The 17,691-nt window shown below is 57.6% G+C and carries 18 protein-coding genes; 7 read left to right on the top strand and 11 right to left on the bottom strand.

What is annotated here, in order from left to right; all coding sequences use genetic code 11:
- Nucleotides 1–24: 24 nt before the first annotated feature.
- On the top strand, nucleotides 25–1,455 hold the full coding sequence (locus tag AC07T0_RS28335; protein WP_495004281.1) for an aminotransferase-like domain-containing protein: 1,431 nt from the start codon (nucleotides 25–27) through the stop codon (nucleotides 1,453–1,455).
- A gap of 72 nt (nucleotides 1,456–1,527) precedes the next feature.
- Here AC07T0_RS28335 and AC07T0_RS28330 read toward each other — a convergent pair whose 3' ends face one another.
- The 10 genes from AC07T0_RS28330 to AC07T0_RS28285 all read right to left on the bottom strand — a co-directional run bounded on the left by AC07T0_RS28330 (nucleotide 1,528) and on the right by AC07T0_RS28285 (nucleotide 10,913).
- On the bottom strand, nucleotides 1,528–2,328 hold the full coding sequence (locus AC07T0_RS28330) for an N-acyl homoserine lactonase family protein (RefSeq protein WP_495004280.1): 801 nt from the start codon (nucleotides 2,326–2,328) through the stop codon (nucleotides 1,528–1,530).
- Nucleotides 2,329–2,342: 14 nt separating this feature from the next.
- On the bottom strand, nucleotides 2,343–3,311 hold the full coding sequence (locus AC07T0_RS28325; protein ID WP_495004279.1) for a diiron oxygenase: 969 nt from the start codon (nucleotides 3,309–3,311) through the stop codon (nucleotides 2,343–2,345).
- A gap of 66 nt (nucleotides 3,312–3,377) precedes the next feature.
- On the bottom strand, nucleotides 3,378–4,136 hold the full coding sequence (locus AC07T0_RS28320) for a TauD/TfdA family dioxygenase (protein ID WP_495004278.1): 759 nt from the start codon (nucleotides 4,134–4,136) through the stop codon (nucleotides 3,378–3,380).
- 18 nt (nucleotides 4,137–4,154) lie between these two features.
- Nucleotides 4,155–5,030, bottom strand: coding sequence for a branched-chain amino acid aminotransferase (locus AC07T0_RS28315; protein WP_495004277.1), 876 nt, complete (start codon nucleotides 5,028–5,030; stop codon nucleotides 4,155–4,157).
- A gap of 31 nt (nucleotides 5,031–5,061) precedes the next feature.
- A complete protein-coding gene (locus tag AC07T0_RS28310; protein WP_495004276.1) occupies nucleotides 5,062–6,402 on the bottom strand; it encodes a KamA family radical SAM protein in 1,341 nt (446 codons plus the stop codon).
- A 31-nt stretch (nucleotides 6,403–6,433) separates the two neighbouring features.
- Complete coding sequence (gene yfcF / locus AC07T0_RS28305) at nucleotides 6,434–7,078, bottom strand: glutathione transferase (RefSeq protein WP_495004275.1); 645 nt, start codon at nucleotides 7,076–7,078, stop codon at nucleotides 6,434–6,436.
- Nucleotides 7,079–7,362: 284 nt separating this feature from the next.
- A complete protein-coding gene (locus AC07T0_RS28300; protein ID WP_495004274.1) occupies nucleotides 7,363–7,848 on the bottom strand; it encodes a cupin domain-containing protein in 486 nt (161 codons plus the stop codon).
- An 83-nt stretch (nucleotides 7,849–7,931) separates the two neighbouring features.
- Nucleotides 7,932–8,426, bottom strand: coding sequence for a RidA family protein (locus AC07T0_RS28295; protein WP_495004273.1), 495 nt, complete (start codon nucleotides 8,424–8,426; stop codon nucleotides 7,932–7,934).
- Nucleotides 8,427–8,478: 52 nt separating this feature from the next.
- A complete protein-coding gene (locus AC07T0_RS28290) occupies nucleotides 8,479–9,771 on the bottom strand; it encodes an ATP-grasp domain-containing protein (RefSeq protein WP_495004272.1) in 1,293 nt (430 codons plus the stop codon).
- A gap of 41 nt (nucleotides 9,772–9,812) precedes the next feature.
- Nucleotides 9,813–10,913: an MFS transporter gene (locus tag AC07T0_RS28285; protein WP_495004271.1), complete on the bottom strand. Its 1,101-nt coding sequence runs from the start codon at nucleotides 10,911–10,913 to the stop codon at nucleotides 9,813–9,815.
- Nucleotides 10,914–11,052: 139 nt separating this feature from the next.
- Between AC07T0_RS28285 and AC07T0_RS28280 the strand changes: the two genes are divergently transcribed.
- Entirely contained in the window at nucleotides 11,053–12,462 is a 1,410-nt protein-coding gene (locus tag AC07T0_RS28280) for an aminotransferase-like domain-containing protein (RefSeq protein ID WP_495004270.1), read from the top strand.
- 70 nt (nucleotides 12,463–12,532) lie between these two features.
- On the opposite strand, the gene AC07T0_RS28275 is transcribed toward AC07T0_RS28280, so the two are convergent.
- Nucleotides 12,533–12,727, bottom strand: a complete 195-nt coding sequence (locus AC07T0_RS28275) for a transposase (RefSeq protein ID WP_495004269.1) — start codon at nucleotides 12,725–12,727, stop codon at nucleotides 12,533–12,535.
- Between the two features lie 543 nt (nucleotides 12,728–13,270).
- On the opposite strand from AC07T0_RS28275, the gene AC07T0_RS28270 reads away from it, so the two are divergent.
- Genes AC07T0_RS28270 through AC07T0_RS28250 form a run of 5 tightly spaced genes read left to right on the top strand, consistent with a single transcriptional unit; the run spans nucleotide 13,271 to nucleotide 17,654 of the window.
- Nucleotides 13,271–14,218 (top strand): iron-containing redox enzyme family protein, encoded by a 948-nt coding sequence (locus tag AC07T0_RS28270; protein ID WP_495004268.1) that lies wholly within the window; start codon nucleotides 13,271–13,273, stop codon nucleotides 14,216–14,218.
- A gap of 13 nt (nucleotides 14,219–14,231) precedes the next feature.
- Nucleotides 14,232–14,546, top strand: coding sequence for a Rieske 2Fe-2S domain-containing protein (locus AC07T0_RS28265; protein WP_495004267.1), 315 nt, complete (start codon nucleotides 14,232–14,234; stop codon nucleotides 14,544–14,546).
- Between the two features lie 8 nt (nucleotides 14,547–14,554).
- A complete protein-coding gene (locus AC07T0_RS28260; protein ID WP_495004266.1) occupies nucleotides 14,555–15,736 on the top strand; it encodes an MFS transporter in 1,182 nt (393 codons plus the stop codon).
- Nucleotides 15,737–15,748: 12 nt separating this feature from the next.
- Nucleotides 15,749–16,966, top strand: coding sequence for an ATP-grasp domain-containing protein (locus tag AC07T0_RS28255; protein ID WP_495004265.1), 1,218 nt, complete (start codon nucleotides 15,749–15,751; stop codon nucleotides 16,964–16,966).
- A gap of 4 nt (nucleotides 16,967–16,970) precedes the next feature.
- The gene (locus AC07T0_RS28250; RefSeq protein ID WP_495004264.1) at nucleotides 16,971–17,654 is read left to right on the top strand and encodes a phenylalanine--tRNA ligase beta subunit-related protein; all 684 of its coding nucleotides are present in this window, start codon (nucleotides 16,971–16,973) and stop codon (nucleotides 17,652–17,654) included.
- The last annotated feature ends 37 nt before the right edge of the window (nucleotides 17,655–17,691 follow it).

The raw sequence follows: 17,691 nt of genomic DNA, 5'->3' as shown, positions 1-17,691 counted from the left end.
AGTGGTGCGATTGCTGAGGTCATCATGAACGCTCCCCCCCTTTACCGTCAGTTAGCCAAGCACTACCTCGACGCAATCCGCAGCGGTACCTTGAAAACCGGTGAACGCTTTCCCTCCATTCGCCTGATGATGGAGAAACACGCCGTCAGCTTGTCGACTGCGGTGCAGGTTTGCCGGCAACTCGAGGACTACGGTGTTCTGGAAGCTCGCCCACGCTCCGGAAACTTCATTCGCCAGCCCGACATGCTACCCAAACCAACTCCGACCGCACCTCCCCCGCCCCTTGATACAGGCGTTTACGTCGGCATTCACGAACAGGTGTCATCGGTGCTCAAGGCCAGCCAGCGCGCCTCGATCAAAGTCAATTTCGCCAGTGCCTACAGCGCGCCCGAACTCTATCCGTTGAAAATTCTGCAGACCCATATGCTCAAGGCGTTGCGCCAGGATCAACATTTGCTAGGAGCGCCCGGCTCTGCCTGCGGCAATACTGCTTTGCGCAATATCCTTGCCCGACGAGCGCTGACCACCAAGGCCAACCTGACAGCGGACAGGATCGTTATCACCAACGGCGCCACCGAAGCGATCAACCTGGCCTTGCGGGCCGTGACCCAGCCGGGCGATACCGTGGCAGTGGAGTCGCCGACCTTTTACGGGCTGCTGCAAATTCTCGAAAGCCTGAACCTGCAAGTGCTGGAAGTCCCCGCCACGGCTCACGCCGGAATCAATCTGTTCGCCCTCGAACAACTGTTGCAGGGCCCCGAGCGGATACAGGCGCTGATCGTCATTCCCAACCTGCACAACCCGCTGGGCAGCATCATGCCCGATGCCAACAAGGCGCGGCTGGTGCAACTGTGCGCCGAGCACGACACGGTGCTGATCGAAGACGACACCTATGGCGACCTGGTCGATACCGAGCAGCCGCTGTCCACGCTCAAACACTGGGATCACACCGATAACCTGATCTATTGCGCATCGCTGAACAAAACCCTCGCCCCCGGCATTCGTCTGGGCTGGATCAGCGCAGGGAAATGGCACGATCGGGTAGAAATGCTCAAACACACCCAGTCCCGGGGATGCGAGGCGTTGTCACAATTGGCGGTCAGCGCGTTCATGAAGACGCCGTCCTATGAACGTTACCTGCGAAGATTGAGGAAAACTCTGACTCAACAACGGCAACAGATGAGCGCCGCAATCACTCGTTATTTCCCTGAAGGCACCTGCGTGACCAACCCGCAGGGCGGCACGTTGTTGTGGGTGGAACTGCCTAGCCAGCATTCATCCATGGCGTTTTTCCATGAGGCATTAAAGGCCGGTATCCAGATATCCCCCGGCGATATCTTTTCGAATGCCAAGCGCTTCAACCATTTCGTACGCATCGGCTGCGGCGCACCCTATTCACCGCGCATAGATGAAGCAGTCGCGACATTAGGTCGACTGCTCAAAAGACAGGGCTAAACACACCTTTTGTAGCAGCTGCCGAGCCCGCGAGCCTGCGTTCGGCAGCTGCTACACCATTGAACGTAGCCTTCAGAGGGGGTTTTCGTGGAGGCAGATGATGTGCGGATCGTCATGCCAATGAGGGAAACGCTGGGCGATCTGCGGGTCGTGGCCGGGAATCACGTGGTCCTCACCGTCGGCCAGGCTGTCGATCAGGCTGAACGCCTCAAGGGTCTGTGCCAGATCATCGAGAATCGGGAATGGACTGCGCTGGCGTATGTTGGCCCACAAGTGCGCGGCATCCGAGGCCAGAACGATCCAGCCGCGCTGGGTCGCGACCCGCACCACCTGACTGCCGGGGGTATGGCCGCCCACAGGGTGCAAGGTCACGCCGGGGATCACCTCGACGCTACCGTTATGCAAGCGCAACCGACCTTCGAACAACGGTGGCAGCGCCGACATCACGTCCTCGACCTCGTAGGTTTTGTTCAGCGTGCGATGGGCCATTTTCGGCCCGGTGCAAAAGCGCAGCTCCGCCTCCTGCAAATGCACCGTGGCCATCGGAAACAACCCAAGATTGCCCGCGTGATCCCAATGCAAATGGGTAAGGATCAGGTTGTCGATCTCCCCCGGATCGATGTCCAGTTGGCGCAATGAGTCTTCCGGCAGGCGATACATCTGGCGGTTGCGCCGATCCGCCGTGGCCGGTTGAAAACAGGTGTCGACCACCACCACATGCTGATCATTGCGAATGACCCAGAAATAGTAGTCCAGCGGCATGGACGCCGCAGGATCACCGCAACAGGCGTCGTAAAGAAAATTCTCCCGGGCGGTGCGTTGGGCGTTGGCGCCGACACGAATGGCGAATACTTCGTACACAGGAACGGACATGGGCATCTCCTGAATCAGGCCGGCTGTGCGACAGCGGTGGTTTTGAGTGTCGGACAGAAGTCAAAATCGATGTCATCGATAATGCCCAGATCCTGTGCCAGCCGATGCAGCCCGCTGTAGTCGCGCATGATCGTCGCGTTTTTACTGCTTTCCCGAGTATCGGCAATAATCAGCGCGGCATTCTCGACCCCCAGCTGCGTCAGAATCGCCTCCCACATCGAGTAGTCCTGAGCGACAAAAGCACTCAGTGCGATCGACAAAGTGCGAGTGAAAAATTCCCGCTGAGTCGCCAGCATATTCCCGTACATGACCTTGGCCACCTCGGCGAGGACTTTGCTGTGGGCATACTCGTCGCGGTTATGCAGTTCGGCCACTCGGCGGTTTTGCGGTTGAATGCTCTGGTCATCAGCGAGCAGGTCCAGATAAGCGTTGACGCTGATCTCCGCGATCACCGCGAAGGTGATCGCCGCCAGATCCCGCTGCCAGGGTTCTGCCAGTTTTTCACGCAGGGCCGCCAGCCGCAAATAAGTCACCGATGGAGGCAAATCCAGTTCCTGCTTGAGGCCACGCTGCGCCTTGGTCCGCTCGATGGCCCGCAGATGCAAGAGCGTGTGGTAGTGCTCGTCGATCAGCATCTGCTGCATGGCTTCACGGTAATGCCAGTTGTCCTTGCCCAGGTATTGATTGGCGATGACGCTCAACGCCGGGTTCACTACGTGTTCTTCAGCGGTCACCGTGCGCAGGTTGTAGCCGATCCAGCCCCAGGTCAGCACCGCGCTCTTGAGTTCATCGCTCAGCGCCTGGAATTTGGGGTGATGGAAAAACGGCACCATGCTTTGCGGATAATCCGCACGCGCCGGGTCAAACACTTCGCTGATCCCGGCCTTGTCCGGTGCACAGACCGTGGCTCGTTTGGCCCACGCCTGATTCAGGCGTATCACCAGTTGATGATCGACCTTGGCAATCTCGATTGCTGTTTGCATGATTCGCTACCTGTAGGATGCGTACCCGCTGAGGGGTACACCAATGGATAAAGGACGACGGATAGATCAGGCCAGCCAGTAGCGGGTCAGGTTACGCGCCGGATCACTGTATCGACTGCGAGCATGGATCATTCGCCAGTTGTCCCAGATCAGCATGCAGCCATCGGGGATCAGCACCGGCGTGTTGTGCCGCACAAAATAGTCCTCGCCCAGTGCCGCAAATCTGGCCAGCGGCGATGAACTGTTTTCGACCTGCGACTGACGCAAATCGTCCTTCGATGGATTCACATCGCCATAGTGGAACTGGTTGTAGCTGAAGCGGAAAATGTCGCCGTCCTCCGTAGGTGTCAGGATGTACTCCTCGACCCTGCGCTGCGCAGCCTCGCCAGGTTTGGCGGTGGCGACGAACTCTACCGGGGTGTCGTTGATCCATTGCCGCAACTGCGGGTCGGCACTCTCCAGGTAGGAGAGAAACTCGAGCCCGTCCACCAACCCCGTATGCCCGCCACCACACGTGGCCTGTCGATGGCAATGTAACGCCAGATAACGCGGCGGCGGCCCATAGACTGGCGCTTCGGTGTGTGGGCCGATGCCGTTCATGCTCTGGGAGTAAGGCAGGTCTTCGTACCCCGGCTTTCGGGTGATGGCGAAAGCGGTCTGCCCATTGAATTGCGGTATGACCGGGCCGAACGCGTGCAGCGTGCCTTCGACATCGTCGGCGAACTCGTCCGGCGTCAGCACCGTCCAGCCATGCACCGACAATTCTTCATGGCGGTGGGCCAATGAAACGTAAGGTCGAGACGTAACAATCCCTTGATCTGACATGGTGAAATTCCTGGCTGTTTATCCGGCGTTTACGGTTGAGGTGTAAGCTGCAATGAATTCGCTGCACGCGGGGCCCGGTCGATAGAGCTGTTCATCGATGCTGCGCACGGGTGTGATTTCGGCGGCGGTGCCAGTCAGAAAACACTCATCGAAGTCGCCGAGCTCAGCAGGAACAATGGTTCTTTCGAGCACTTGGTAATCCAGCGTCTTGGCCAGTTCGATGACAGTCTGGCGGGTGATGCCGTTGAGGAAACAATTCGGCACCGGGGTGTGCAACGTCCGACCTTTGACGAAGAACACGTTGGCACTGGTGGCTTCCGCGACGTTGCCGCGCCAGTCGAGCATCAAGGCATCGTGGTAACCGTTGTTTTCAGCGTCATGCTTGCTGAGCGTGGCAATCATGTAATGCCCGGAAGCCTTGGCTTCGAAGGGGCTGCTGGCCGGCGGCGGACGGCGCCAGGTGGCGGTTTTCAATCGGATCCCGGCCATATGCGCCGCCGGATCGAAATAGCTCGGCCATTGCCAGCAGGCGATTGCCACATGGACGGTGTTGTAGCGAGCCGAGGTGGAAATCATTTCACTGCCGCGCCAGGCCACTGGACGCAGGTAGCCGTCGACGACGTTGTTGCGCTGCAACAGCTCATGGCTGGCCTGTTCCAGTTCGGCGAGTTCATAGGGAATGACGAAGTCCATCAACTTCGCCGATCTATACAGGCGTTCGCTGTGTTCGCGCAGTTTGAAAATCTTGCCGTTATAGACGCGCTCGCCTTCATACACGGTGCTTGCGTAATGCAGGCCATGGGTCAGCACATGCAGCCGTGCCTGTGACCACTCAACGAACTCGCCGTCGAGCCAGATAAAACCTTCACGCTGATCAAACGGGATACCGCTCATGCCATTACCTCCGCAAATTTGATGAAAGTTCCTACGCAGTCGCGAGGACGACCGGTATCAACCTGAGGGCCGTCACGGGCTCCGCCTGAAAGAAGAACGAGCGCTCGCCGAACGCCGGCAGCAACTCGTCGAACCAGGTCGCCTGGGGATCGAAGCGCGCGTAGAAGGTGCGCAACACCCATTGCGGATCACGAGCCTGGAGGAACTGCAGCACAAAGACTTTTTCCCCGGCGACGGTTTCGATGCCGTTGATCAACACCTTTCCATAGAAGGTGCTCATGGACGGCCCGCGAACCGTGCGCGCCAGCCCGGACACCGTGCGATAGGCCGCCTGGAAGATCTCGAATGCCCGAGCCAGCGGCATCGCGAAGTAGTGGCTGGGGCCGGTATCGCGCTCGATGAACATGTAATAGGGAATGGCCCCGAGCCGGACGCCTTCGGTCCAGAGCGCGGCCCAATCGGCAGGGCTTTCGTTGATGTGCCGAATCAGCGGCGCCTGTATGCGCAGGGTCGCCCCGGTGGCGCGAATGCGTTCGATGGCACGACGAGCGATGTCCTGTTTGATCTCCACCGGGTGGTTGTAGTGGCCCATGATCGACAGGTTTTTCCCCATCGCAACGATCCGCTGAAACAGCTCCAGCAGCGCGGGCGCATCCTTGTCGGTGACAAACCGTTGCGGCCAGTACGCCACCGATTTGGTGCCGATGCGGATGCTTTTCAGGTGGGGCAGTTCCAGTAACGGCTCGATGTAAGCGGCCAGGGAACGGGTGTTCATGATCATCGGATCGCCGCCGGTGATCAGCACATCGGTGACCTCGGTGTGCACCCGCAGGTAACTCAACAGCTCCTGGGACTCACGAGCATTGAACTTGAGTTCTTCCTCGCCGATGAACTGCGCCCAGCGGAAACAGAAGGTGCAATAGGCGTGACAGGTCTGACCCGCCCCTGGGAAAAACAGCACGGTCTCCCGGTACTTGTGCTGTATGCCCGACAGGATTTTTCCGTCGAGGGTGACGCCGTTGTGCGTCAGCTGCCCCGCCGGATGAGGGTTCATGCGCAGCCAGATGGCCTCGATCCGCCGCTTGATGGCGGCGGCATCATCCTGCTCGATCAGCTGCTTGAGGGACTCGTATTCGTCCGCCAGCAGCATGTCCTTGTGGGGAAAGGTCATCCGGAAAATCGGATCGTCCGGTATGTTGTCCCAGTCGATCAACGTCCCCAGTACATAGTCGTTGGTGCGAAACGGCATGACCTTGGCAACCACGGTCATGGCTTCCTGCAACGCTGGCGTCAGTTTCTGCCAGTACGGCGTCTCACGAATGGTGCGTGAGTTATAGGGTTTGTATCTTTCCTGCTCCGACATTCCCTTCATGGCAGCGCTCCTGCTGATTTCTTGTCGTTTTTTATTGAATGGCTGGCGCTGCGCGCGCTATATCCATCCATGCTCGGACACTGTCGCGATCCCATTGCCGACGGACATAGGCAGCAAGACGCACGGGGACCTCATCACCATTGGCGACCAGGCGGTTGAGCATGATTGCCAGGTCGGTATCGGCAATGCTCCATTCGCCGAACAAATGATCGGCGCCCTCTTCCAGCAACTGATCGGCCACAAAAAACAATCGATCTACGGCAGCCAGGGCATCACCGGACAGTGGATTGTCTTTCTTGCCGAAATAAATAAGGTCTGCCGGGCGCTCTTTGCGAATGACCAGCAGATCGCTGCGCAACCAGGCCTGTAATTGACGAGCCCGCGCTCGGCTCTTGATATCCAGGGGTAATAACTTTTTATGACCCGCGGAGATTTCATCCAGGTACTCGGCAATGGCCGAAGATTCCGACAAGGCAAAATCGTCGTGAACTAACGTGGGGATTTTGCAGGTCAGCGAGAGATCACGATACGTCGTTTTATAGTTCTCTCGACTTTTCAAATCCAGTGTAATCAACTCGAATGAAAGTTGTTTTTCCTTGAGCGCAACAAAGACCGACATGGCGAACGCACTGACACAGTCCGCACCAACATAAAGTTTCAGCTTCCGGTTTTCCATAGAACACTCCACCTCATTAACCGCGCGAACTCGCGCCACTGAAATCCGTGTTGTTTTTTAGTTAACGCGCAACGGAAGTGATCGTAGTTAGTTCACCATTAGTTGAATAGATACAGAATTCTGCTGTTTCTATCGATACAGAAAGTCAGCATTTGCAAACGGTTCTATGCGCGCAATCGCACCGAAAACCGGGCGAGCGCGTGGAGAGGAAGGCGAGTTCGGGAGGGGGTCGATAAAAAAAGGGAATAAACAGACGTTTACTCCCTGGGTAAAACGAGGATAGATCAGGGTTGGGCGGTGATCAGCCCGTGACTGTCGGCAAAGTTCGAGAGCAGTGCCATTTGCGGCATGTTGCTCATGTTCAGCATCGCCAACTGCTCGTCGCTACTGGTGTTGACGAAGCCGTGTTTAGTCCAGGCTGGCACCAGCAGCACGTCGCCGCTACTGACGCTCGCTTCATCGGCATCACCCAGCGTCAACGTGCCGTTTCCGGACTGAATGACAAACAGATGCCACCAGGAATGGGAATGCCCATTAAGCACCGCACCGGGGGCCAACCATTGCATGGCAACCGCCATACCGGGCGTCACTTCACAACCGTCAATGCTCTTGTCGTGGGCCAGCGTAACGATATCGACTTCGCTGTCATCAGGGGTTCGGCGCATGTCCGCCAGTTCAGTTCCTTTCCACACCCGTGGACTTACCGGGCGGTGGTGCAAACTCTGGCGAAAATCCTTATATGAAAAAAACGCACCTTGAACGTTATCCATTGCGAATCTCTTCTCATTCTGCACACTTGAGCGGCCGAACCTTATGGCAACGGTTCAGCACTGTAAAGCCGTACCGTTTGCTCTTATAACGCCGATGGGAGCAGGACAGCGATCATCTCCAGTTCTATCGCCGCGTTTTTCGGCAATTGATAAACCCCGACGGTTGTTCGGGTATGTTTACCGGCATCTCCCAGCACATGACTGAATACATCCGATGCGCCATTCGCCACCTCACTCAAATCAACAAAATCCGCCGTAGACTTCACATAGACGGTTATACGAAGCAGCGACTTTATTTTATCCAGCGAACCGATCGCATCAACGATCAACGCCAGTCCGCGCATCGCACTGATACGGGCTGCCGCTTGCGCATCCGTGAGGCTGAGCTCCAGGCCCACTCGGCCGGGATACTGAACCTTGCCATTCATTAGCGGCACCAGACCACTGACATACAGTTCATCGTGATGCCGAATCAGCGGCGCGTAATGCCCACCGGCGGTGTTCTCGCCATAAATGTCATGGCCGAGTTCTTTTGCCAGGGCGATGAAGCGTTCGTCACGAGTCATTCGCTCAATCATTTGCTCAATCCTCTGTATAACCAGTAGCTCGAAAAACGCCGATCACGGTGGATCACCCCATGACGCTCAAAGCAGGCTCGATGGCCGATGCAACGCCGGCGACCTTGATTCGTGACTCGATCGCCTCTGCCAGACGCAGCAGGTTGTCGCTGAGTTGCGCGTAGTCCTCGCTGAACAACACGATGTGGCCGATAAACGAGGTGTTGTCCTGCACCAGCGCCGTGACCGAATCACCGACCTGCTTGGCATACACCGCCTCCACCAGTTCGATGTTCATTTCAAGGGCCAGTGATTCAACGTCCGGCGCTGTACGCAGAGTGCCGCCGAACGGCGCCCTGAGCAGGCGAATGCCGCAATAACCACGAGCGACCGGATCATGGTGTTCGGTCTTGCCCTCCACGGCCCATCTGACCCAGCGCTCCCACGGGTCGAAATCGACGAACGCCCGCCGGGCCAGATCCCAGATGTGCATGCCGCCGGGGCGCATGTTGGTTTCCACCGCCGAAGTCAGGCCGTCGGCGCGCATGAAAATCTCGTTGTGATAGGCGCCGTTATCCAGCGAGACCAGCCCGGACATGTGCCGACCGGCCGCCGCCAGTCGAGCCTGGACGTCCGCCGCCAACGGGGCGGGCACGACTTGCTGGATTTCTGCGCGGTAGGCGCCTTCGGTGGTGGTCTTTTCGGTGACCCAGGTACTGCCGGCTACGTAATCCCAGCTGTATTCCAGAGCGCTCTGGATCAACTCTTCAAGGACAATCCCGCCTTCGCTATAAGGTTTGAGCGCCTGCCAGGCTTCCTCGCACTCGGACACCTGATGGATGACCCGACAACCTCTGCTGGCGCCTTCGCAAGCGGGTTTGATAAAGGCTTTGCCGCCCAGTTCGACAACCCGCTGGCGCAGTTCGGCAAGGCTCTCGATGCGCGCGCAAAACACCGGGCGGTAATCTTCCGGCGAGGCGCTGGCAACGGCTTCCAGCTGGCGAAAAATCTGCTTATCCAACCCCGCCCGCGCCTCGCCAAGAGTAATGCCGGGCAGCCTGAAATGCGTGGCCAGCGCTGCGCCGAGCAACACTCCTCGGTCGGAAAAGGGCAGCACGCCGATCAGGTTCCAGCCATCAGCACTGAGGAAGTCAGCCACCAGATCGACGGAGTCTGCAACGTCTGCCATTGCCAGCGAGGTGGTGCAGACGTGATCCGCCACATGACGGTCCTCGGGCTGAATCTGCTCGACCAGAAGGATGATTCGGGCGTCGTAGAGCGTCTTGCAGAGGTCGCGCAGCTTCTGGATATCGTGAACCCGATTGCCGTTGTACCCGACCACTACTACGCATGAAGTCTTACTCATGAAACCCCCGACCAGTGAAATGAAAAACGGACCGCGACGAATCAGTCGTGCAGAGACGCATTGGACTTACGGTTGAGGTAGTACCAGGCCAGAATCCCGCCGGCGCCGATCAAGGCCAGTACCACTGCGTTGTAGGGCAGCGGCGCGACCCGCATGATCAGCACCGTCAGCCCGGCACCGACGCCGAGGGACACTTCCTTGACGAACATGTTGTTCTGCTTGACCGAGAAGTAATCGAGGTAGCTGAACGCGCACTCGGCGATGGACAGCAGCGCCACCCAGATCAGCGCACCGGCGAGGGTTTCCACGTGGAAGGCAGCGGGCGACGACAGTACCGCAAAGCCGCCGACGATGATCCCGATCACGGTGACCACTTTGAAGCGTCCGGTGCGCTCGATCAGATTCATCACCGGCACCTGGGCGAACACCACCACGGCGCTGTTGAGGATCAGCATCAGGCCATACCAGGCCGGCAATTCACCGGTCTTGAGCAGGATCGCTTGCGGCAGGATCGAGAACACACCAAACAGCTTGATGCCCATGATGATGCCGGCGATCACCCACGGCAGCTTGTTGCGCCAGCCGCTGCCGTCCTGGATGGCGGCACGAGGGGCGACCGGTGGAACGGTGAACGTTGCGCCCATGGCGATGGGCAGGCACATCAGCACAAAACCTGCGGCGCCGAGAAAAAACAGGGCCGGGGTCAACAAGGGTGACAGCAGGATCAAACCCGCCACCAGGCTGCCCATGTTCATCGCGACTCGGTTGTAGGCCGCGCCTTCTTTGGTCTGAGCCGCTTCACTCTTGATCAAGTAACCGGCGATGGCGATGCCGTAGGCAAACAACGCCGCAGCGAACATCACCAGGCCCTGGTTACTGGTCACCGCGAGCAACACCAGCCCGAGGGTTGCGCACAGCAAGGTGACGCTCAGGGATCGGCGTCCCAGCACCAACAATGTCAACGGCAGCAGCAGCAATAAGGCCCGATAACCCAGAGCCAGGATGCTGTTGGTGGCGGTATCGAGCCAGACGTTGGCCTTGCCCAGCACCGCAAACAGCGACACAGCGGTGATGATTCGAATAATGAACAGGCGAACGTTAATCGCAGGTTTTGCTACCGCGGCCGTTGTTTCAACACTCATGCAACACCTCATGAACCCGGTGATTGACCGATCGGCAATCAGGAAAGTCTGTAAGGCGATGGTAGAGAGAGACGCTTGTCCTGATCAGAGCAAGTTCGTATAGAATCCAACGAACTTTACTGCCGGAGTGACCAGTAAAATGCAGGTTCAGCGCGCAGTTATCGCCGCCATCGAGTTCCAGCCTGGAGCGCCGCTGGTACAGCAAATCGTCGATCAGTTGTCTGTGGCAATCAGCCTGGGCAGCCTGCCCCACGGTGCCAAGTTGCCGCCGATTCGCGAACTCTCGGAACTGATGAACGTGGGTAAATCCACGGTGGTCGACGCCTTCGACCGATTGCGGGCCAAGGGGCTGGTGGTTTCACGGCAGGGCTCGGGACATTACGTTCACCGCAGCAGCGCCCAGGAGCCCATCGCTGCCGCCCCCGACCTGCAACCTCAGGACACCCTCAGCGTGGTTCGCCGTGCGCTACTGCTGGACAACGGCGCGCTGCGCCCCGGTTGCGGATTTCTGCCCTCCTCTTGGCTGCCCGGCGAAGAACTGCTCAAAGCCGTGCGCGGCACCCTTCGCGCGACGACGCTGCGCATGGGCGAATACAGCATGGCCGGCGGTTACCTGCCGCTGCGCGAGGCGTTGCGGGTAAAGCTGTCGACCTTCGGCATCGACGTGCCGGTGGGGCAAATCATCACCACTGCCAACACCATGCAGGCCATCGACCTACTGATGCGCCTGTTGATCAAACCCGGTGACACGGTGCTGCTCGATGATCCGTGTTATTTCAACCTGCACGCCAACCTGGCGTTGCACGGCGCCAAGGTCATCACCATTGCGCGGGACTGCGAAGGCATGGACCTGGATGCTTTCGAACAATTGCTGATCGCTCATCGTCCTGTGCTCTACCTGACCAACAGCACCCTGCACAATCCCACCGGTCATTCATTTTCCCCGGCCCAGGTCTATCGCTTGCTGGAGCTGAGTCACCGCTACGGCTTCCATATTCTGGAAGACGACCTGTATTGCGACATCCAGCAAAAACGCACCCCGCGCCTGGCCGCGAGCGGTCTGGACAATGTCAGTTACGTCTCCGGCTTCTCCAAGACCCTGACCGCCAACAGCCGGGTCAGCTATACGGTGCTGTCACCACAACTCGCGGCGCGGATGGTGGCGCTGAAAATGAGCTGCGGGGGCGTGACCTCGGAACTGGCGGAGCAGATCACCTGCACCATGCTCAGCGACGGACGCTATACCAAACACGCTCGGCGCACGGTAGATCGGCTGTATGAGTCCAGCAGTCGCGTGGCGAGCTGGCTGGTGGCGGCAGGCTGCTCGGTGTCTTCTCTTCCGGGTGAAGGTCTGTTCATTTGGACTCGCCTGCCCGAAGGATTGCACGCCGAAACCCTGGCCAGAAAAGGCCTGGAAAATGATCTGGTACTGGCCCCTGGTACCTTGCTCAGCAAAGCAACGGATGCCAGCCATTTCCTGCGCTTCAACGTCGCCCACAGCGATAACACACAGGTTCGCGACAGGTTTTTCCGGTTGCTCGATAGCTAAGCCCCTGCGCCACAGCGATCCCCAAGGTACGCGGCGGCTGCGACATGGATCTCGCCTCGCCAATACGACCCTATAATCGGCATAGGGGGCGGCATTCATAGGCCGCTCCCCTGCCACACCACCCGGCATGCGGGTCCGCAGTTCGCGGTAGATCATCGATATTAAGATCACGACAAACCGGTGAAACGCTCAGGCGCTGATCCTTGATCATCTTCACGACTTGCAGCTTGAAGCTGTCGTCGAATGTTCTGCGTTTGTCGGTCATGAAAAACTCCTCGATAGATGCATTTTCCACCTATCGAGGTGTCCGGGGGAATTAGACCACTACAAAACTGTCCGAGCGGACAGCTACAGTCGCCGGTCGAAAGGCCCGCCAAGCGCATCCAACAAAAACCGACGAGCCTGTGTAGCTGCCGCCCCGGCAGAAATCAACCAGCCCACCGATAAAGAAAACTCCACCTATGCGTTTAGTAAATTTCACTACATGCGCGCACAATTTTTAATCTGTCTTTAGAAAAACCAAAGCTATAGCATCTGGCTATCAAACAACTCCATGGAAAGGCACCACTTATGTTATGGACAACTAAGCTTTCAGACGACTCGACAAGCTTTATCTTAAGTTCGGATGCCGAAGCGCTGACCCACTACTGTCGCGCCCATGCCTTTGCTCAACCTCGCACGTTCTATACAACTAGCCCGTATCAGCGACCTTCCAGGCCGCAGGACGTCAATGAATCAATCATCAGCACCGGCCTGACCAGCGATCAGCTTGCAAACAGCCAACATCTATTGGCACAGCGAGTCCTTCGTGGCCCATACCGATAAGGTATTGGATGACGTTGCCCAGTCCGAATCCAAACTCTATGAGGTGCTGACCACCAGCCGTCAGCCAGAACGTGCGGCCAGGTTTTTCATGGCTCAATGCGCAGGCGACTTTCTCAGTGAAGCCTCGGCCATGGCCCGCAATGTGCTGGGCAACGCCGGTGTTTACACCAGCGAACTGTTCAAGATCCTGATTGACGAGTACGGCTACGGCATCGACAAAAAAAAGCACAGCAGCATTTTTGAAGGCATGCTCAAGGACCTGGGCATGTCGCATCACGTGCACCACTATTGGCAGTTCTATACCCCCAGCTCGCTATCGCTCACCAACTATTTCCACTACGTTTCGGCGAACCATGGCGAGCTGTTCCGGTATATCGGCGCCATGTACTACACCGAAGCCACGCTGGCCCTGACGACCAAGCATCAGTCCCGCGCCATCAAGACCATCTTCAACGGCACGGTGTCCACCGAATACTTCGATGAACATTCACACATCGATGTCCATCACGGAAGAATGGCCCTCCAGCGCCTGATCATTCCCATGATCGAGCAATTCGGTAACAAGATAATCCCCGACCTAATTCGCGGTTTTGAAGAGTTCAAGCTGCTTCAGGAGATCGCCGACGAAGAACTCTATGCCCATATCAAATGGCATGACGAGATGGACGAACATCGTGCTCAGGCCGCGGCCCTCCAGGGCCGCAAGCCGGTGGACCTGACCATTACCGAATCCGAACATGAACTGTCGGTATTACACACCCACCCGAATGATGAGTTGTTCTGGGTCGAGTCGGGCGAGCTGGATTTTATCGCCAGCCCCGATTTGACCATTCGCCTCAAGGCCGGAGAAGGCGTCGTGATTCCCAAAGGGATGATTCATGGCACGTACGTCACCAGCAAGTCCTGCACTTACACCGTCACGGCCATTTGAGTAAGCCAGCCCAATGAAAGCCATCAGCCTGAGCATCAGCCACGCCAACTATGTAGCCGTGGAAGAGAAAACCTACTTTCTCAAGCGCCACGCTTATTCAACCCAACTATTGCCAACGGCTTGCCCCCATCGAGGTGGCCCGTTGCACATGGGCGAAGTGAGCAGTGACGGACAGAGTGTGATCTGCCCGTGGCACGACAACGCTTACAAGGTGTGCAACCTGGAAAAGAAGTCCCTGCCCACCGTCCGTGTCAGAAACCGGATCAGTACCGTCGTGGGTGACACCGACCGGTGTGTGCCTTTACTTAAACTCTCTCGCTACGATTGATGGATCTCATGACTAATAAATCAACACTTGCGGCGTTCTACTCGATCGTAACCCTCTTTACCGGCCTGGACATGGCGATCGTCATTGCCATGGTCTGGTTTGGCCTGGAGACCACCGGTTCGACGTTCCTGGTCGGTGCGACCTTGTGCGTGGCGACGGTGGTGCCTTATTTGTGCGAACAGTACATCGGCAAGTTTTTCACCATTGAACTGAGCATGAAACGGCTGCTGTACATTCGCCTGACAGCATTCGCCGCGGTCCTGGGCCTTTCGTTTACCGACGCCGCCCTGCTGCCGATCGGCTTCCTGGCCATTGCCTTTGTGGTGGGTGTCACTGACTACTTCACCGTCAGTACCCTGGAATCAAAAAACACCAAGCTGGTGCTCGCCGGCCTGACCAACAGCGACACCTCGTCGCGACTGATGCAAACCTCCATCCAGCTCGGCGCTTTCGGCGGCGCCCTGCTGGGCGGGGTGATTGTGGATAGGTTCTCGGTCAACCAAACCCTACAAATCATCAGCCTGGGCGCGATCCTCTCCCTGGTGGCCATGCTCTTTATCGCCGCGACACCCACTGCCGACATGCACGAACAAGCGGCAGACATCAACACCGCACAGCCACTGCACCTGCCGCGCAACCTGTACATCCTGATCATCGTACTGAGCATGATCGGTTTCCATATCGGCGCGTTCAACAGCCTGGTGCCGATCGTTTTTCAAAAGCTCAATGAGTGGAACGCGACCCTGTTTGGCATCGCCAGCGGCCTCGCCGGCCTGGGGGCATTCAGCGCGGCGGTGTTGCCACGTATCAAGCTCAATAGCTACAGCGTCGTCTTGCTGGTAATCCTGGCCGACGTGGCGATCGTCTATTTCCAGAACCTCTACATGATGATGGCGGCCGCCTTTCTGCTGGGCTTCTGTATCAACAGCCTGCGGATCCAGCTGCGTAAAACCCTGATTGAGTCCGCGCCTAACGCTCGGATAGCCGACGTCATCGCCACCAAAAGCTCGCTCTACTACCTGCTGGTCAGTGGCTCGGCGCCGATGATTCTGACGTTCTTTACCACAGCAGGATTCCTCGGGCTCGAAGGGGCACGCCTGTTGATGATCGTCTCCGCCGCCCTGTTGGCAGTTGCCGTACTGGCCTGGAATCTCACACCCGCTGTCACGGCCACCGCCACCGCTGAATAAGGAGTACAAGACTTGAAAACCGTACTGATTGTTGACCCGTTCTCCACGGGCAAACTTTACGCCCCTTTGCTCAAGGCCCAGGGCGTGCGTTGCATTGCCGTGATCTCCACGCCCGATTTGCCCGAGCACTTCAGTAATGACCTGGTCAGGGAAAACTTCCAGGAGGTTCACTACTGGGAGGAAAGCCTGCTGACCACCCTGGCGAATCTGCAACCAAGCGCGGTGATCGCCGGGTGTGAAACGGCGATTTACCTCACCGATTACCTGACGGAAATTCTCGATATCCCGGGCAATAGCCGAATCACCAGCGACCTTCGTCGCCACAAGTTTTCCATGCAACAGGCCCTGAAAAAACACCAGCTGGCAAACATTGCCTCACAGCTGTTGAGTTCGCCGAGCCGCATTGCGCAAGTGGTGGCCTCGCTGGATCCCACCGCCACCTACGTGGTCAAGCCGCTGAATTCGGCAGCCACCGAGGGCGTGGTGTTTGCCCAAGGCAAGAATGAAGTAGAAGCCGCGCTGAACAACGCGGCCTGGCAGCAAAAGAATGACCTGGGAGAAATCAACCTCGGCTTTATCGTGCAGCCGTTCGTATCGGGCCCGGAGTACGTCGTCGATATGGTCGCGTTTGCGGGAACGTACATTATTGCCTCGGTGTGCAAATACACCAAGATTCAGAAAAACGGCAGCATGTTTGTCTACGAAAGCCTGGACACCCTCGATCCCCAGGCACCGGACCTGCAACCCCTGATCGACTATGCCCGCCAAGCGGCAGCGGCCTTGAGCATCAAGGTCGGCCCGATTCACATGGAAATCATCTGGTCCGATGCCGGTCCGGTGATGATTGAAGCCGGTGGACGGTTGCACGGCGGCATCGCGCCGCAGCTGTTTCAACAGGTGTACCAGCCCGACTTGCTGTCGCTGGCCATTGATTGCTATCTGGAACGCCCACGCCCCCAGGCTGATGCTGTCAGCCAAACCAGCCATGGCCGGATCGGCTTCTTCTGCTCCGACCAAAGCCGCACCTTCCGCGCGCCGGCGCCGCAGGTATTGCAGAGCGCGGTTGAGGATGTTGCCTATTGCGGTCACCGGTACTTCATCAGCCCAGGCGACACCACCCCGATCACCATCGACTTCGCCACCTGCCCGGGCCTGTTCTGGTTGCAGCATCCCTCGACCCTGCAACTGGACATCAGTACCGACCATCTACGCAAAAAATTATGGTGTTGAATTTATGAAAAGTCGCTTGATCATAAGAAAGTCCGCCAGTGACCTGGGCATCAAGAATGCCTGCGCCGCCGTGATCGAAGACATTACGGTGTCTGATGATCAGAGTTTCGTGGACGTCCTGCAAAACAACTTGAATCACGTGGCCTCCCACCTGAACGAGCTGGACTCGAACATCATTTACGACGGCTTTGCCAAGCAGCTTAAAAAGCTCGGTTATGAAAACACCGTCAGTGCCAACGAAAAACTGCTCCGGCGCTTCATCGCCAAAGGCGTCCATCCCATCAACAATATCGTGGATGCCTACAATGCCGTAGCGATTCGGCATGGGGTCAGCATCGGCGTGCACACCTATCATCAGCAGGATGATATTTACGTCATGCGCTCGGAGAAACCCAGGGCTTTCCGCCCGCTCTTCGCCAAGAAGGACGTCACGATTCCCGTCGGGGATATCGTCTATACCTGCGGTGACGTGCCTTTGGCGAGCATCGGCAAAGTAGACGCCGATGCCCATGATTCCAGGCTGACGAAAGAGTCGTCAAACCTGCTGGTGGTGGTATTGGGACATGACGACACGCCGTTCGAGTTCAATCAGGCGGTGATTGAAGAACTGGTCGACACCCTTCGCCAGAGAATGCCAGCCTTGAGTCATTACTTTCTCGAAACCGTACATGATCTGGAATGCGGCTAACCTCAGGGAACATGTAGCCGCCGCCGCGGACCTCGGC

This window comes from Pseudomonas sp. GW821-FHT04D07 (assembly GCF_059420225.1).
This window is presented reverse-complemented; position numbering and strand designations above follow the sequence as displayed.

Coding starts and splice junctions, on each gene's coding strand:
- AC07T0_RS28335 (WP_495004281.1), top strand. CDS start 25: ATGAACGCTCCCCCCCTTTACCGTCAGTTAGCCAAGCACTACCTCGAC.
- AC07T0_RS28330 (WP_495004280.1), bottom strand. CDS start 2,328: ATGTCCGTTCCTGTGTACGAAGTATTCGCCATTCGTGTCGGCGCCAAC.
- AC07T0_RS28325 (WP_495004279.1), bottom strand. CDS start 3,311: ATGCAAACAGCAATCGAGATTGCCAAGGTCGATCATCAACTGGTGATA.
- AC07T0_RS28320 (WP_495004278.1), bottom strand. CDS start 4,136: ATGTCAGATCAAGGGATTGTTACGTCTCGACCTTACGTTTCATTGGCC.
- AC07T0_RS28315 (WP_495004277.1), bottom strand. CDS start 5,030: ATGAGCGGTATCCCGTTTGATCAGCGTGAAGGTTTTATCTGGCTCGAC.
- AC07T0_RS28310 (WP_495004276.1), bottom strand. CDS start 6,402: ATGAAGGGAATGTCGGAGCAGGAAAGATACAAACCCTATAACTCACGC.
- yfcF (WP_495004275.1), bottom strand. CDS start 7,078: ATGGAAAACCGGAAGCTGAAACTTTATGTTGGTGCGGACTGTGTCAGT.
- AC07T0_RS28300 (WP_495004274.1), bottom strand. CDS start 7,848: ATGGATAACGTTCAAGGTGCGTTTTTTTCATATAAGGATTTTCGCCAG.
- AC07T0_RS28295 (WP_495004273.1), bottom strand. CDS start 8,426: ATGATTGAGCGAATGACTCGTGACGAACGCTTCATCGCCCTGGCAAAA.
- AC07T0_RS28290 (WP_495004272.1), bottom strand. CDS start 9,771: ATGAGTAAGACTTCATGCGTAGTAGTGGTCGGGTACAACGGCAATCGG.
- AC07T0_RS28285 (WP_495004271.1), bottom strand. CDS start 10,913: ATGAGTGTTGAAACAACGGCCGCGGTAGCAAAACCTGCGATTAACGTT.
- AC07T0_RS28280 (WP_495004270.1), top strand. CDS start 11,053: ATGCAGGTTCAGCGCGCAGTTATCGCCGCCATCGAGTTCCAGCCTGGA.
- AC07T0_RS28275 (WP_495004269.1), bottom strand. CDS start 12,727: ATGACCGACAAACGCAGAACATTCGACGACAGCTTCAAGCTGCAAGTC.
- AC07T0_RS28265 (WP_495004267.1), top strand. CDS start 14,232: ATGAAAGCCATCAGCCTGAGCATCAGCCACGCCAACTATGTAGCCGTG.
- AC07T0_RS28260 (WP_495004266.1), top strand. CDS start 14,555: ATGACTAATAAATCAACACTTGCGGCGTTCTACTCGATCGTAACCCTC.
- AC07T0_RS28250 (WP_495004264.1), top strand. CDS start 16,971: ATGAAAAGTCGCTTGATCATAAGAAAGTCCGCCAGTGACCTGGGCATC.